Origin of the sequence: Pelomonas sp. Root1237, assembly GCF_001425055.1 — a bacterium.
Classification (GTDB): Bacteria; Pseudomonadota; Gammaproteobacteria; order Burkholderiales; family Burkholderiaceae_C; genus Pelomonas.
In genome coordinates this window covers 450567-464456 of sequence record NZ_LMDK01000001.1, presented here as the reverse complement: position 1 = coordinate 464456, position 13890 = coordinate 450567, and the positions used below count along the sequence as shown (strand labels likewise).

Genomic DNA, 13890 nt, shown 5'->3' with positions numbered 1-13890 from the left:
CGGCCCCGGGCAAGCACGCCCCGGAAACAGGCGACAGCTGGCTAACATCGCCGGGCCTGCCCGTTCCCCGCTTTACGCATGCCCGCCTCCCGCTCGCCACGCTTCTCGCACTGGCACCAGACCCCTACCACCCCTCACCCCGACTGGTCCGACTTGCGCGCACCCAACGCCTGGCTGCTGATGCTGGAGGGCCGCGCGCCCTGGGAGTACGCGGCGCTGCTGGCCACCATGCCGTGGATGAAGAAGCTGCCACATGGCGACGGCCATCCCGTGCTCGTCTTCCCCGGCCTGGGCGCGCATGACTTCACCACGGCACCACTGCGCGCCATGCTCGACTCGCTGGGCTACACCACGCAGGGTTGGGGCCAGGGCTTCAACTTCGGCCCACGCGCCGGCGTGCTGGAGCAGACCAAGGCCGACCTCATCGAGCTGCACCGGCGGCACGGCCGCAAGGTCAGCCTGATCGGCTGGAGCCTGGGCGGCATCTATGCCCGCGAGCTGGCCAAGGAATGCCCGGAACTGGCGCGCTGCGTCGTCACGCTGGGCACGCCCTTCACCGGCCATCCGCGCGCCACCAACGCCTGGCGCTTCTTCGAGATGGTCAGTGGCCATGCGTCCAACGACCCGGAGCTGATGGAACAGATCCGCCAGGCACCGCCTGTGCCGACGACCTCCATCTACTCCAAGAGCGATGGCGTCGTCGCCTGGCGCTGCAGCGTCAACGCGCCCTCGCCGCTGGCCGAGAACATCGAGGTGCAGGCCAGCCACATCGGCCTGGGCGTGAACCCGATCGCGCTGTATGCGCTGGCGGACCGCTTGGCACAGCTGGATGGCGAGTGGAAGCCGTTCGAGCCCAAAGGGGCGCGACGGTGGTTCTACAGGACGCCGGTGCGGCCGTAGAACGCCCAGCCACCCGTCGGGCACGCATCGTGCAGCATGCACGACGGTGCTCTTGTGTGCTGTTGACAACCCCACCATGCCCTGGACCTTCGCCCACCCCGCAGCCGTCCTGCCCCTGCGGTCTCTCTGCCCCCGCTGGCTCTCGTTTCCCGGCCTGATCCTGGGGGCCATGGCCCCCGACCTGAGCTACTACGTCGGCATGCACGGCCCCTGGCGCGCCTTCTGCCACACGCCGATGGGGGTCCTGACCGTCTGTCTGCCGGCCGGCCTGCTGTTGTTGGGCCTCATGCTGCGGTGGCCGCGCCCGCTGACCGTGCTGCTGCCCGAGCCTCACCGGTCGTTGGTGCGCGGTGAGCTACAGCCGCCGCCGCGAGCGGCCGTCGCGCGCTGGGCGGTCGCCGTGCTCTCCATCCTGCTCGGCGCGGCAACCCACCTGCTGTGGGACCTCTTCACCCACCCCGTGCCGCCACTCGCCGACCTGCTGCCCTGGCTGGCCCAGCCGCTGCTGACCTTCCTGGGCCGGCCGCTGACGGTCGCCCGGCTGCTGCAGCACCTGAGCACCGTGGCCGGCGCGCTGGTCCTTGCCGTCGCCTACGCCCGGGTGGTGCGCCGGCAGCCCGACCGCACGGAAGCGCCGGACCCGCGACGCGCCCGCGTGCTGTGGGCCTGCCTGGCGGTGGCGCTCGCGGTCGGCGCACAGTCCGCCTGGGCCCTTACGCCCGACACGCTGCCCGGCTACCCGATGCGCCGGCTGGTGCGCACGGTCGTCTGGAGCACCAGTTGCTTCGCCACGCTGTTCGTCATCGGCAGCGTCGCCTGGTGGCGCCGCCTGGGCGACGCCTGACCCTTGAACCCATATTCAACCCGCTCCCGCATCTCGCGGTAAGGTATCGCCCTTAACCCGGACCTCCGACCATGCAACACCACACCCTCGCCGCCGAAGACAAGGCCGCCAAGAAAGACGCTCCCGAGAAGATGGAAGAGCAGCTGCTCTTCAAGGGCCGCTTCGTGATGATCTTTGGCGAGATCGACGACAAGATGGCGCACGCCACCTGCCGCCGGCTGCTGGCCCTGTCGCAGGACTCCGATGCACCGATCACGCTGCTGATCTCTTCCCCTGGCGGCCATGTGGAGAGCGGTGACGCCATCCACGACATGATCCGCTTCGTGCGCGCCCCGGTGAACGTGATCGGTACCGGCTGGGTGGCCAGCGCCGGCACCCACATCTATCTGGCCGTGCCCAAGGAGCGCCGCTTCGCGCTGCCCAACACGCGTTTCATGATCCACCAGCCTGCCGGCGGCGCTGGCGGCCAGGCCAGCGACATCGCCATCCAGGCCAAGGAGATCCTGCGCGCGCGTGAGCGCCTGGCCACCACGATCTCGCGCGAGACCGGCCAGCCGCTGGAGCGCGTGCGCTCAGACATCGAGCGCGACTTCTGGATGAGTACCGAAGAGGCCATCGCCTACGGCCTGGTGTCGCGCGTCATCGAGCGCCAAGTGGACCTGGGCTGACCCGCGATGCGTGTCTCGGCCAACGGCGTGCAGATCGAAGTGGACATCCACGGCCCGGACAACGGCGAGCCGTTGGTGCTCATCATGGGCCTGGGCATGCAGCTCATCGCCTGGCCCGAGGGCTTTGTGGACGAGCTCGTGGCCCGCGGCTTTCGCGTCATCCGCTTCGACAACCGCGACGTCGGGCTGAGCCAGCCCTTCGATGAACTCGGCACGCCCAATATCCCGATGGCGGCCCTGCTGCACACGCTGCGGCTGCCGGTGAAGGCCCCCTACCAGCTCAGCGACCTGGCGCGCGACACCGTTGGTGTGATGGACGCACTGGGCATTGCCAAGGCCCATGTCTGCGGTGCATCCATGGGCGGCATGGTGGCCCAGCATCTGGGTTTTTCGCATGGCCAGCGCCTGAAGAGCCTGACGCTGATGATGACGACCAGCGGCGACCGCAGCGTGCCCAAGGAGAGCCTGAAGGTGCGCCGTGCGCTGCTGTCGCGCCCGCGGCCGGCCACGACGCCGCAGCAGAAGTTCGAGAACGTCCTCGACCACTACGCCAGCCTCTACGGCATCATCGGCAGCCCCGGCTACCCGCCCGAACCCAGCCAGTTGCGCGAGCGCCTCGCGAGCGGCGTGAAGCGGTCCTTCCGGCCTCAGGCAGTCGCTCGCCAGATCGTGGCCGTTGCCGCCGATGTGCACCGCGCCGAGCGGCTGCCACGCATCACGGCGCCCACCCTCATCGTCCACGGTGAGGACGACGCGCTGATCCCGGTCGCCGCGGCGCATGACCTGGCCAAGCGCATTCCCGGCGCGCGGCTGGAAACCATTCCCGGCTGGGGGCACGACCTGCCGGAGGTGCTGTGGCCACGGCTGGCCGCTGAAATCGCGGCCAATGCGGCCCGGGCCTGAGGGCCTCAGCCCTCGGCGCCGCCCAGCTGCTCAACCGCCTCGTAGGCCCTGACCGCAGCGTCGGCCTCGGCGGCGCGCGCGCTTTTCTCCGCCTGGGCGGCGGCCTTCTCGTCGGCCAGCTTGGCCTCGTAGGCCTGCCGCTCCATCGGGGAGACCGTGCCGTCCTCGTCGGTATCGGCCGGCTCGTACGTCTGGGTGGTGCTGGTGCTGGTGCTGACCGCGGGCGTCTCGCCGCCGGCAGGCGCCGCACCGCCTGCGCCGCCGCCACTGGCATCCGCCGGGGGCGCCTTGGGCGCGCTGGCCTGGCGTTGCTGTGAAGTCACCTGGACGTCGCTGCCATCATCCAGCCGCGCCGGCAGGCCCTGGGCACTGGGCGCCGCCTGGGCGGCCTGAGTGACAGTGCCGGCTCGCTTCGCGCCCTCTACCGAGATATTGACGACCACGGCCCGCTGGCTGCCGCTGTCCAGCTCCTTGGCGGGCTGCTCGGTGCGGTCGACGGAGGCGCCGCCAGTCAGGGAACTGGCCGGGGCTTGGGTGTTGACGGCGGCGACCATGGGCAACTCCGGAGTAATCATGGGCTATCGGCAACCCTGGCCAGAACTGAACGGGCTTTACGCCCGCTTCACTGGCCCGCGACGCTCGCCCGCTGCGGGTTGCCCAGCTCGGCATTGAGCACGACGGCCGCTTTCACCAGGGCCAACGCGGTGTCGCGCTCGAACGGCGTGTCCTCTTGCAGTTCCAGCGTGCGCAGCTCGAACTTGCCGCCACCGCGCATGCGGGGCTCCAAATGCAGCAACCGCTTGCCTCGCCAGAAGCCGAACAGCACGCGCTCGGGCTCGGCGCGGATCAGCAGCACCGGGCCGTTGCTGAAGTAGACGAGGTGGCCCCACTTGAGCTTCTCCTCCAGGCCGGGCGCCGCCTCCAGCACGGCCGCGCGCAACGCCACCACCTGGGCCTGTTGCCAGCCGCCGAGCGCGGCGACATAGCCGTCGGGGTCGGCGGCATCAACGATGTACATCTTGGCCATGCGTCAGCGCGCCTGCGCCTTGATCTCGACCGTCGTGCGCTGCTTGTCCTCGCCCTCGACGGTCAGCGTCAGCGGCACGGTCTCGCCGGCCTTGATCGGACCCTTGAGGCCCATCAGCATGACGTGATAGCTGCCGGGCTTGAGCGCCACGGCCTGACCGGCGGGCAGCGGCAGCGCATCGACGGCGCGCATCTTCATGACGCCGTCGTCCATCTTCATTTCGTGGATCTCGACCATGGCCGCCACCGGCGAGCTGGCCGCCACGACCTTGGCCGACTTGGCCGAGGTCAGCTGCATGAAGGCGCCGGTGGCCTTCTGCGGCGCGACGGTGGCGCGCACCCAGGGGTCGTCAACCTTGACTTGAGCCTGGGCGGCGAAAGAGGCGAGCAGGGCAGAAGCGAGCAGCAGGCGGCGCATGGTGAAGGGCGGGAACGCTAAAGCCTGCATTGTGCGCAGTCCTTCGAGCAAGGGCTAGAAGCGGTACAGCCCCTGCAGCCAGAACCAACGCCCGGCCAGCGGCAAGTCGTTGGGCAGCACGCCGCCGGGCAGGGTCGGCTCGCGGGCGTCGGCGTTGAGCGCATTGCGCAGCGAGCCCGAGACTTCCCAGCCGAGGGTAGCGGCCAGGCGCCGCACGGTCAGGTCGACGGTCGTGTAGTCGGCCACTGGCGGCCGCGCGTCGCCGGCCGCGCGCTTGCGGTCGGCGACATGGTTGGCCTGGCCGCTGACGAGCCATTGGTCAGGCAGGCGCCAGTCGACGCGCAGGTAGTGATGCTGATGCGGCGCATAGCCGGCATCAGCACCGGTCGCGCGGTCGGTGGCGCGTTGCAAGGCCAGGTGACCCGTCACGCTCAGCTGCCGCAGCGCGTCCCACCGCAGCTCGAGCTCGCCGCCGCGGCCCTTGAGCCGGCCGACGTTGCGGTAGGTCGCACCGGTGGCCGGTGCCGGGTTCGCAACGACGCGCACGATGTCGACCGCGTCGAGCCGGTAAAGGCTCAGATTGAACTGCAGTTCGGCACTCGGCGCCCAGGCGAGCACGAACTCGGTCGTCTTGATGCGCTCGGGCTTGAGGTCCGGGTTGCCGGTGCTGACCGGGTTGATCGTGTACTGCTCGCTGAAGCCCGGCGCACGGAACGCTCGCCCATGCATCAGCTTGGCCGTCACGTCGTAGGCAGCCTCCCAGACCAGGGCCAGGCGCGGATTGGTGGTGCCGCCGAAATCGGAGTAGCGGTCGTGGCGGACGCCAGCGGTCAGGGTCCAGTCTGGCGCGACACGCCATTCGTCCTGGCCATAGACATAGTTGCTGTCGCGGCGAGCCGGCCGGATATGGGGCTGGATGGCGTTGTAGTCGATGACGGGCCCGGTTGGCACCGGCACGCCGGTCGGCGTCAGGATGAAGTTCTTGTGCGTCTCGGCGCGGTAAAGGTCGGTGTCGTCGTGGCCGACGCCGATACGCAGGCTGTGGCCTTGGAACCCGCCATAGACCGCATGCGCGTCCACGCGCCACATGCGCTCCCAACGCGCCGGGCCGCCGATCATGCCGTCGGGAAAGAGATTCGGCCCGATGCGGACGCCGGCCGGAAACAGCACCAGGCCGCGCGGCGTCTGCTCGTGATAGTTGTGCAGCGCCGCGCTGAAACCGGCGGCCCAGTCGGGCGCGAGCTGCGCGTCGGCCCAGCCCAGATCGGCCATCAGCCGGTCCATGTCGATCACGCTGTCGGGGTCGAGGGCCGAGTTGACGCCGCCGCCGGTGCCGGCGTTGCGGCGCACGACCTTGTTGACGCGCAGCCGCCATTTGTCCCAGCCCAGATCGAGCCCTGCATCAATGGCATCGTGGCCAAGATTGGCCGGCCCGGGAGCGCGGCTGGCGTGGGTGCCGAACAGGTTGTCGAGCCGCGTCGCGCCGTCGGCCGTGATCGTCGCGCCATGGCCATCGGTCGCGCCGACGCGCAAGTAGGCGGCGAGCGCCAGCGGCCCGAGCTTGCCGCCATGCTGGAGCCAGGCGTCGCGGCTACGGAAGGAGCCGCCGCGCAGGCCAGCCTCGGTGCCGCGCAGATCGGCCGGGCCCTTGGTCACGATATTGATCACGCCGGCGAAGGCGTCGGCACCGTAGAGCGCCGAGCCGGGGCCGCGGATGACCTCGATGCGCGCGACGTTCTCCAGCGGCAGGCCAGCCCAGGTATTGCCCTTGTCGCCCGTGTACGCGGTCTTCATCGGCTGGCCGTTGATCATCAGCAGCACCTGCACATTGAGCGGCTGGCTCAGCAGGCCGCGCACGCCATAGAGCGGCGTGTACATGATCGGGCCGTAGCTGACATGCAGGCCCGGCACGGTGGCCAGGGCCTCGTCGAGATCGGTCGCGCCTATCGCCGCGATGTCCTGCGCCGTGATGACGGTTGCCACGGCCGGCGCACGGCGCAGGGGCTGCGCGCTGCCGGTCGCGATGCTGATGGTGCCCTTGTCGCCATAGGCCAGGGCCAGGTCTTCATCGATAGGTTCGGCACCGACACCCGCCGCCGCGAGCATCGAGATGACCAGCCAGTGCCGACGGTGTGTCTGCATCATGAGGGTCTCCGCGGGCCGAGACGCAAACCATCGTACGCCCGCGCAGACAACAAATGCTTGACATCAACTGTCCACGTGTACTATCGTACTGATACACGTAGGCAGTTAACGATGGATCCCACCCATTTCGTCCACATCAACACCGGCTCGCCCGAGCCCATCTACCGCCAGCTCATCGAGCAGGTGAAGCGGCGCGTCGCGGCCGGGCAGCTCAAGGCCGGCGACGAGATCCCGTCGGTGCGCGAGCTGGCCCAGGCACTGGCCGTGCACCCCATGACCATCTCCAAGGCCTACTCCCTGCTGGAGTCCGACGGCGTGCTGGAGCGCCGCCGCGGGCTGTCCATGGTGGTGGCGGCGCAGCACCAGCGCGCCCAACCCACTGCCGACCGCGTCGAGCTGCTGCGGCCGACGCTGGAGAAGGCGGCCGCCGAAGCGCGGCAGCTGGAGCTCCCCAAGACCCAGGCCCTGCAGCTGTTCAAAACCATCCTCGACGAGACGCAAGCATGACTGCCTCTTCCGCCCACTTTCCCCACTCCGACACCGCCACCGCCGAACTCGCTGGCGTCAGCCTCGCCTATCCCAAGGGCGAGGCCGTGCTGAAGGCGCTGGACTGGACGTTGCAGCCGGGCCAGGTGGTCGGCCTGCTGGGCCGCAACGGCTGCGGCAAGACGACGCTGCTGGAGACGCTGCTGGGCCTGCGTGAACCTCAGCAGGGCCGCGTGCAGCTGTTCGGCCAGGACGCCGCGCGGCTGGATGACGCGGCGCGCGCCCGCATCGGCTATGTGCCCCAGCAGAGCGACCTGTTCGAGAGTTTCACCGCGGCCCAACTGCTGGCCTACTTCAAGAGCTTCTACCCGCGCTGGAACGAGTCCAGGGTCGAGGGCCTGCTGTCGCGCTGGGATATCGCCCGCGACAAACCCATCCGCAAGCTCAGTGGCGGCCAGCAGCAGCGCCTGTCCATCATCCGCGCGCTGGCCCACGACCCCGACCTGCTGGTGCTGGACGAACCCGTTGCCAGCCTGGACCCCGTCGGCCGGCGCGACTTCCTGCGCGAGCTGGTCGACCAGGTGCTGGACCGCGGCACGACCGTCGTGTTCTCCACCCACATCCTGTCCGACCTGGAGCGAGTCGCCTTCAACCTCGCTTTCCTGAGCGGCGGCCGCATCGCCCTGCAGGCGCCGCTGGACGAGCTGCTGGAGCAGGTGCGCGCCTTCACCGGCACCGTCACCGAACTGGCCAGCCTGTTCGCGCGGCTGAACGCCCAGCCGCTCAAGCGCACGCCGCTGGAGGCCGGCCGCGAGCGCGTGCTGGCGCGGCTGCCGGCCGGCGTGAGCGCGCCGCTGGACGCACAGGCCGTCAACCTCGAAGACCTGTTCGCGGAGCTGACGTGATGAAAGCCGCCCCCTACAGCCAATTGCTGCTGGCCTTCTGGCGCCAGCGCGATCGCGAATCCCCCTGGGGCCGCCGGGCGCTGTTCGCCCTGGCCGTGCTGGGCCTGGCGCTGGGCGTCTACCTGGCGCCGCAGCTGGCGATGCCCATGCTGGCCCTTTCGGCGGCACTGGTGCTGATGTCGCTGTGGATGGCCATCATCGGCAGCCTCATGCAGCAGAACCATCCCCATGCCGCGCGCTTCGTGCCCGGCCATCTGCGCCAGACGCTGGAGTCCGCGCTCGCAGCCTGGGCCGGCTTGTCGCTGGGCAGCGCAGCCCTGCTGTGGCTTTGCCTGCCGCAGATGCCCTCCTTCGCCCTGCTGCTGCTGGGCGCCGCGGCCGTGCTGGCCTTCATGGGCTGGGCGACGCGCGAATGGCAGCTCTGGCTGGTGATCTCCATCGGGCCGGTGCTGTTCTTCGGCACCGGACTGGATCGGCGGCTGGCGGCTCTGAGCACCGCGCTGCGCGAGCTGTGGCTGGCCCAGCCGCTGTCCGTGCTCGCGCTGAGCCTGCTGGCCCTGGGCTGGTCGCTCACGCGGCTGTTCGGCAGGGGCGATGCGGCCCATGCCGAGGCCTATGCCCGCCTGGGCCGCATGCGCCGCGCCGCCGAGGACAGCATGCAGGGCAAATACGCCGGCGCTGCCGCCTTCGGTCGCGTGGGCGAATGGCTGAGCCAGCCTTTTGCGCTCGCCGTGTCGGCCTGGCAGTGCCATGTCGTCGCGCAGGCCGAACCGACTGGCCAGAGCGCCATGCGCCGCGCCGAGATCGTGCTGCATGGCCGGCAGCACTGGCTGCACCAGAGCCTGGGCGCCGTGATGGCCGTGGGCATCGCCGCGCTGAGCTTCTTCATCGCGTTTGCGCTGGCCGGCCAGGGCCTGCAGGACAACTGGACCAAAGGCGCCTACGGCATGGCCATCGGCCTGGCGAGCATCGGCTTCAACCCTTGCTTCACCCTGCCCAACATGCTCTGGCACAGCCGCCGCGAACAGGCCCTGATGCGGCTGCTGCCAGGCCTGCCGCAGGGAGAGGCGCTGAACCGCGCGGTTGCGCGGATGCAGTTGCGCCACGCCCTGGTTGCCTGGGCGCTGACGACCGCCGGCCTGGGCCTGCTGGCCTGGGCCGCGAACAATGCCGCACTGCTGTGCCTGGCCTTTGGCGCCCTGCCACTGAGCACCGGCTGGCTGCTGCGCGCGCCTTCGCGCATGAAGTCGCCCACGGCCTGGACCACCGTCGTGCCCATCCTGGCCTTCATGCTGATGGGCTGGGGCATGTTCCTGCTGCAAAAGGATCTGGGCACGCCGCTGCCTCTGCTGGCAGGCGCCAGTGTTGCGCTCAGCGCCGCGCTGGGCGCATGGCGCTGGCGCACACTGAGCGCTGCGCCAACGGCCTTGCCGGCCGGGCGCCTGAGCTGAAAACGCTCGGCGCAAGCCCGCCGCAAGCTTCAAAAACCGCTCGTCGCGGGCCTCGCGCCGCTCGCCGGGCGGGGGTCTCGGTTCGTGAACTGACGCACGGACAAAACACGGCTTACATCCGCACACTGCGTCCCATGCAGTCGGCAAACCCGTCGAAAGGCGGGGACGCAAAGCCACCGGTCTTCGTGCTCTGACAGGAGCAAAAGACAGCGGGGCCGCCCTGGGCGGACAAGGACATGTCCGCAGCGTGGCACACGGGGAGGTGCCGGCTACTGCCCAGTAGCCCCACCCTTTGCATCAACCCGAAAGACCACGCCATGAAGTACCAAGCCATTGCCTTCGCTGCCCTCGCCCTGTTCGCCCAGGCCAGCTTCGCCGCCGACCCGACGGCCCAGCTCACCGGCCTCGTGCGCATCGTCAAGAGCGACGGTCAGACCGTCCTCGCCCAGGCCGCGCCCATGCTCGTCGCCGCCAACGGCACGGCCACGGGCGCCATGCCCCAGATCACCGTCAGCGAGAAGGATGCCTTCATCTCCAGCCTCGGCCGCTGCGCCTTCAACTTCAAGTACGACGAGGTCAGCGCCTCGGCCGTGGCCACCAGCACCAACCGCATCTACAGCAACGACACACTGATCGCGCAGAACACGCAAATCGCGCTGACGCCCAAGGTCGTCAAGACGATCTGGACCCAGCCCTATCTCTTCGCCGGCGCGAACAACGTGAAGGTCGTCGTCAATGTCGACGGCGTGCCGAGCACGGGCTGGGTGCGCATCAACGTGAGCGGCACCTGCGGCAAGCCCGCCGCGGCACCAGCTCCGGCACCCGTGGCCGCGCCGCCCGCACCGGCCCCGTCGCCCGCTCCCGCACCGGTCGTCTATATCCAGCCCGGCTCGGGCGACTGGAACAACCTCAACAACGCCTGGGGCTACAGCAACTACGCGGCAACCCAGCTCAAGGGCAAGGGCTATGCGAAGTACGCCGAGATCGTGCGCCTGAACGCCGCCCTCACGACGGCGATCAACGCCAAGAAGATCTCGACCGGTGACTACGGCAGCCTGATGGCGGCCTGGAACGCACTGATGGCCGACCCCGCCTTCAAGGCCGCGATGGCGGCCATCGTGCCGACACCAGGCGTCAAGTAAAGACCCCTCGTCCAGTCCCGCTCCGCTGAACACGAGCGGGCCTAACCGCCCCCCCGAGGGGGCGGCGATGCTTGGCGGCATTGAGCCGCAAGCACATCGCCATGGCGGGCCGGCTAGGGGCGGCCCGTCGCTCGGCCCGAGCGCACCACGTTACTGGTTGATTTCCGGCTCGGCCAGCTGGGCCAGCAGGGTCAGCGACTCCTGCCAGCCCAGGTAGCAGGCCTCGGCCGGGATCATGGCCGGGATGCCTTCCTGCTTGATGTGCACCTCGGTGCCGCAGAACACGGCGCGCAGCTCGACGGTCGTCGTCATCTCGCCGGGCAGGTTGGGGTCGTCGAAAGCCGCCGTGTAGCGCAGCTTCTGGCCGGGCACCAGTTCCAGGTAACGGCCGCCAAAGCTGTGGCCGCCGCCGGTCGTGAAGTTGGTGAACGACATCTTGTATGTGCCGCCCACCTTGGCGTCCATCTCGTGGACGGTGCCGGTAAAGCCATGCGGCGGCAGCCACTTGGCCATGGCGGCCGGTGTCGTGAAGGCGCGGTAGACGCGATCGGGCGGGCAGCGCAGCACGCGGTGCAGGGTGACGGTGTTGGTCATGATGGGTTCCGTAGTTGGACAGAGGATGGCCCTCTGTCATGACGACGATCAGAGCCCGACCGGATCGACAACGCCAACCCGGAAAAAACCCTAGATCGGCAACTCGGTGAAATAACGGCCGCCGTGGAAGATCAGCGGCTGAGCGCCGAGCCGGGACGAGCAACGCTCGACTTCGCCGACGAAGATGACGTGGTCGCCCTCCTCGTAACGGCTGCGGTTGGCGCATTCGAAGACGGCAGCAGCCCCCTCCAGCACCGGCGCGCCGCCCGCGCCCTCGTGCCAGGCCACGCCGGCGAAGCGATCGATGTCACGCGTCGCGAAGCGCTGGGCCAGCTCCTTCTGGTCGGCCGCGAGGATGTTGATGGCGTAATGCGAGCCATGCGAGAACACCGGCATGGAGCCGGCGCGGCGCGCCAGGCTCCACAGCACCAGGGGCGGGTCCAAGGACACGGAGTTGAAGGAATTGGCGGTGAGGCCGACCAGGCCGCCGTCCGCAGCGCGAACGGTGACGATGGTCACGCCGGTGGCAAACATGCCCAGTGCGGCGCGGAATTGCTGGCTGTCCATGGGGTGATTGTCGCCAGTCCCGCGCCGCTGTCCTACGAAAGCCGCCATCGCCGCCCAAGCACAATGTCGGCATGGATGCCGACGACTTCCAGGTCCGCGACGACCTGCAGTTCACTGACCCGCCGACGCGCATGTTCGGCGACTGCGCCGACTGCGCCGCCGGCCGCTGCGCGCCCCCGGCCCTGCGCGGCCGCCGCCTGTTCACCGGGCTGCTTGCCGCTACCGGTGCCGCAGCGTTCATGCCAGCTTGGGCACGCGAAGGCGTGGAGGTCGGGCCCAAGAGCAAGTTCACCGGCTTCGTGTCGGCCGACCAGTTGGAACAGGCCGGTGGCCAGCAGTACGCGCTGATGATGCGCGAGGCCGGCCAGCAGCGTGCCCTGGCGCCGATGGACCACCCCCAGGCCCAGAGGCTGCGCTACATCGCCCAGCGCATCATTCCCTTCAGCTACGAATGGAACGACCGCGCCCGGCAGTGGAAGTGGGAAGTCAACCTGCTGGCCAGCGCGCAGCTGAACGCCTTCTGCATGCCGGGCGGCAAGATCGCGTTCTTCTACGGCATCCTCGACAAGCTCAAGCTGGAAGACGACGAGGTCGCCGCCATCATGGGCCATGAGGTCGCGCATGCGCTGCGCGAGCATGCCCGCGAGCGCGTCGGCAAGTCGGCGTTCACGAACGGCATCGTGGAATTGGGCTCGGCCTTGCTGGGGTTGGGCAACGTGGGCCGCGGCCTGGCCGGCATGGGGGCCCAACTGGTCAACCTGCGCTTCAGCCGCGACGACGAAAGCGAGGCCGACCTCGTCGGCATCGAGCTGTCCGCCCGTGCGGGCTATGACCCCGCCGCCGCCGTGCGCCTGTGGGAAAAGATGATGACGGCCAACAAGGGCGCGCCACCGCAATGGCTGTCCACCCACCCGGCCAGCACGACGCGCATCCGCGACATCCAGGCCAACCTGCCCAAGGTCGAGGGCCTCTACAAGCGCGCAGCCAAGCCGGACCAGCGCTTCCCGGTTGCGCCGCCGCTGCAGGTCAGGTCGCGGTAGCTACCAGCGCGCTGGCAGGCTCTTGAGTCGCTGGTATTCGCCGGCCGCCACGCGCCTCAGGTAGCCGCCCAGCTCCAGGTCCTTGACGAGCTTGGACACCATCTCGCGCGAGCAGCCCAGGCGCTGGGCCATGCCCTGGTGGGTAAGCGCCAGGTGGCGGCCATCGCCGGTGGTCTCGTCGACGAGGTTCTTGAGACGGCCATAGACGTCGTTGAGCGCCAGCTGCTTGGTCGACAGCGTTGCGGCGCGGGCGCGGCGGATGACCTTGGTCAGCAGCTCGAAGGCAAATTCGGGGTGCTCGCTGATGTGGGTCAGCAGGCTGGCCCGCGTGACCATGACCAGGCGGCTGCCTTCTTCGGTGATGACGCTGGCCGAGCGCGGCCCCCCGTCCAGGCTCATCTCGCCGACGTATTCGCCGGGGCCATAGACGCCGTAGGTGATCTCGCGGCCACGGGCGTCGCTGCTGAAGGCGCGCAGCGAGCCGGAGAGGATCAGATAGAGGTTGTCGCCGAGCGAGCTCTCCTCGATCAGCACGATGCCCTTGCGATAGCTGCGTGCAATGCCGCGCGCGGCCAGCTGCCGCAGCGAGGGCGGCAGGGCCAGGAGTTCGTTGTCGAGCGTGTCGTCAGGCATCCGGCGGCGCTCTGAGCATTTGGCTCCGGAGCGCGGTCGAATGTTAGTGCTTGCGGGCCGAGCGCCGGGCCGTCCCTAGCCGGCCCGCCTTGGGCGATGTGCTTGCCGGTCGATCCGGCAAGCATCGCCGTCCCCTCGGGGGACCGGTCAACGTACCCGTTGGACGAG

At 69.4% G+C, this 13890-nt stretch carries 16 protein-coding genes and 1 riboswitch; of the genes, 9 read left to right on the top strand and 7 right to left on the bottom strand.

The features are described 5' to 3' along the window. Positions 1–78 precede the first annotated feature (78 nt). The 4 genes from ASC91_RS02150 to ASC91_RS02135 all read left to right on the top strand — a co-directional run bounded on the left by ASC91_RS02150 (position 79) and on the right by ASC91_RS02135 (position 3315). Positions 79–900 carry a triacylglycerol lipase gene (locus ASC91_RS02150; protein ID WP_082532349.1) on the top strand — a complete coding sequence of 274 codons (822 nt, stop codon included), beginning with the start codon at positions 79–81 and terminating at the stop codon, positions 898–900. A gap of 76 nt (positions 901–976) precedes the next feature. Continuing rightward, positions 977–1744: a DUF4184 family protein gene (locus ASC91_RS02145; protein WP_056191613.1), complete on the top strand. Its 768-nt coding sequence runs from the start codon at positions 977–979 to the stop codon at positions 1742–1744. 71 nt (positions 1745–1815) lie between these two features. Continuing rightward, complete coding sequence (locus tag ASC91_RS02140) at positions 1816–2412, top strand: ATP-dependent Clp protease proteolytic subunit (RefSeq protein WP_056191611.1); 597 nt, start codon at positions 1816–1818, stop codon at positions 2410–2412. A 6-nt stretch (positions 2413–2418) separates the two neighbouring features. Then, on the top strand, positions 2419–3315 hold the full coding sequence (locus tag ASC91_RS02135; RefSeq protein ID WP_056191610.1) for an alpha/beta fold hydrolase: 897 nt from the start codon (positions 2419–2421) through the stop codon (positions 3313–3315). Positions 3316–3320: 5 nt separating this feature from the next. Here ASC91_RS02135 and ASC91_RS02130 read toward each other — a convergent pair whose 3' ends face one another. The 4 genes from ASC91_RS02130 to ASC91_RS02115 are packed head-to-tail and all read right to left on the bottom strand — an operon-like array spanning position 3321 to position 6904. Continuing rightward, entirely contained in the window at positions 3321–3890 is a 570-nt protein-coding gene (locus ASC91_RS02130) for a hypothetical protein (protein WP_235531780.1), read from the bottom strand. Between the two features lie 47 nt (positions 3891–3937). Beyond that, a complete protein-coding gene (locus ASC91_RS02125; protein ID WP_056191607.1) occupies positions 3938–4342 on the bottom strand; it encodes a DUF1801 domain-containing protein in 405 nt (134 codons plus the stop codon). A gap of 3 nt (positions 4343–4345) precedes the next feature. Beyond that, positions 4346–4759, bottom strand: a complete 414-nt coding sequence (locus ASC91_RS02120) for a copper chaperone PCu(A)C (RefSeq protein ID WP_056191606.1) — start codon at positions 4757–4759, stop codon at positions 4346–4348. A 54-nt stretch (positions 4760–4813) separates the two neighbouring features. Continuing rightward, positions 4814–6904, bottom strand: coding sequence for a TonB-dependent siderophore receptor (locus ASC91_RS02115; protein ID WP_157281029.1), 2091 nt, complete (start codon positions 6902–6904; stop codon positions 4814–4816). A gap of 111 nt (positions 6905–7015) precedes the next feature. Here ASC91_RS02115 and ASC91_RS02110 point away from each other — a divergent pair, with 111 nt between their 5' ends. From ASC91_RS02110 to ASC91_RS29915, 4 genes are all read left to right on the top strand, one after another. After that, on the top strand, positions 7016–7411 hold the full coding sequence (locus ASC91_RS02110) for a GntR family transcriptional regulator (RefSeq protein ID WP_056191605.1): 396 nt from the start codon (positions 7016–7018) through the stop codon (positions 7409–7411). Beyond that, the gene (locus ASC91_RS02105; RefSeq protein ID WP_056191604.1) at positions 7408–8295 is read left to right on the top strand and encodes an ABC transporter ATP-binding protein; all 888 of its coding nucleotides are present in this window, start codon (positions 7408–7410) and stop codon (positions 8293–8295) included. Before ASC91_RS02110 ends, ASC91_RS02105 begins: the two co-directional genes overlap by 4 nt. After that, on the top strand, positions 8295–9746 hold the full coding sequence (locus tag ASC91_RS02100) for a hypothetical protein (RefSeq protein WP_056191603.1): 1452 nt from the start codon (positions 8295–8297) through the stop codon (positions 9744–9746). The genes ASC91_RS02105 and ASC91_RS02100 overlap by 1 nt, the downstream gene beginning before the upstream one ends. 132 nt (positions 9747–9878) lie before the next feature. Next, positions 9879–9969, top strand: a riboswitch (cyclic di-GMP riboswitch). A 94-nt stretch (positions 9970–10063) separates the two neighbouring features. Next, entirely contained in the window at positions 10064–10888 is an 825-nt protein-coding gene (locus tag ASC91_RS29915) for a hypothetical protein (protein ID WP_056191600.1), read from the top strand. 150 nt (positions 10889–11038) lie between these two features. On the opposite strand, the gene ASC91_RS02085 is transcribed toward ASC91_RS29915, so the two are convergent. Both ASC91_RS02085 and ASC91_RS02080 read right to left on the bottom strand, forming a co-directional pair. Beyond that, positions 11039–11485: an SRPBCC family protein gene (locus tag ASC91_RS02085; RefSeq protein WP_200955211.1), complete on the bottom strand. Its 447-nt coding sequence runs from the start codon at positions 11483–11485 to the stop codon at positions 11039–11041. Between the two features lie 87 nt (positions 11486–11572). Next, a complete protein-coding gene (locus tag ASC91_RS02080) occupies positions 11573–12049 on the bottom strand; it encodes a flavin reductase family protein (protein ID WP_056191594.1) in 477 nt (158 codons plus the stop codon). A 131-nt stretch (positions 12050–12180) separates the two neighbouring features. On the opposite strand from ASC91_RS02080, the gene ASC91_RS02075 reads away from it, so the two are divergent. Beyond that, positions 12181–13089, top strand: a complete 909-nt coding sequence (locus tag ASC91_RS02075) for a M48 family metallopeptidase (protein ID WP_056192583.1) — start codon at positions 12181–12183, stop codon at positions 13087–13089. Here ASC91_RS02075 and ASC91_RS02070 read toward each other — a convergent pair whose 3' ends face one another. Next, entirely contained in the window at positions 13090–13722 is a 633-nt protein-coding gene (locus ASC91_RS02070; protein ID WP_056191593.1) for a Crp/Fnr family transcriptional regulator, read from the bottom strand. Positions 13723–13890: the final 168 nt, after the last annotated feature.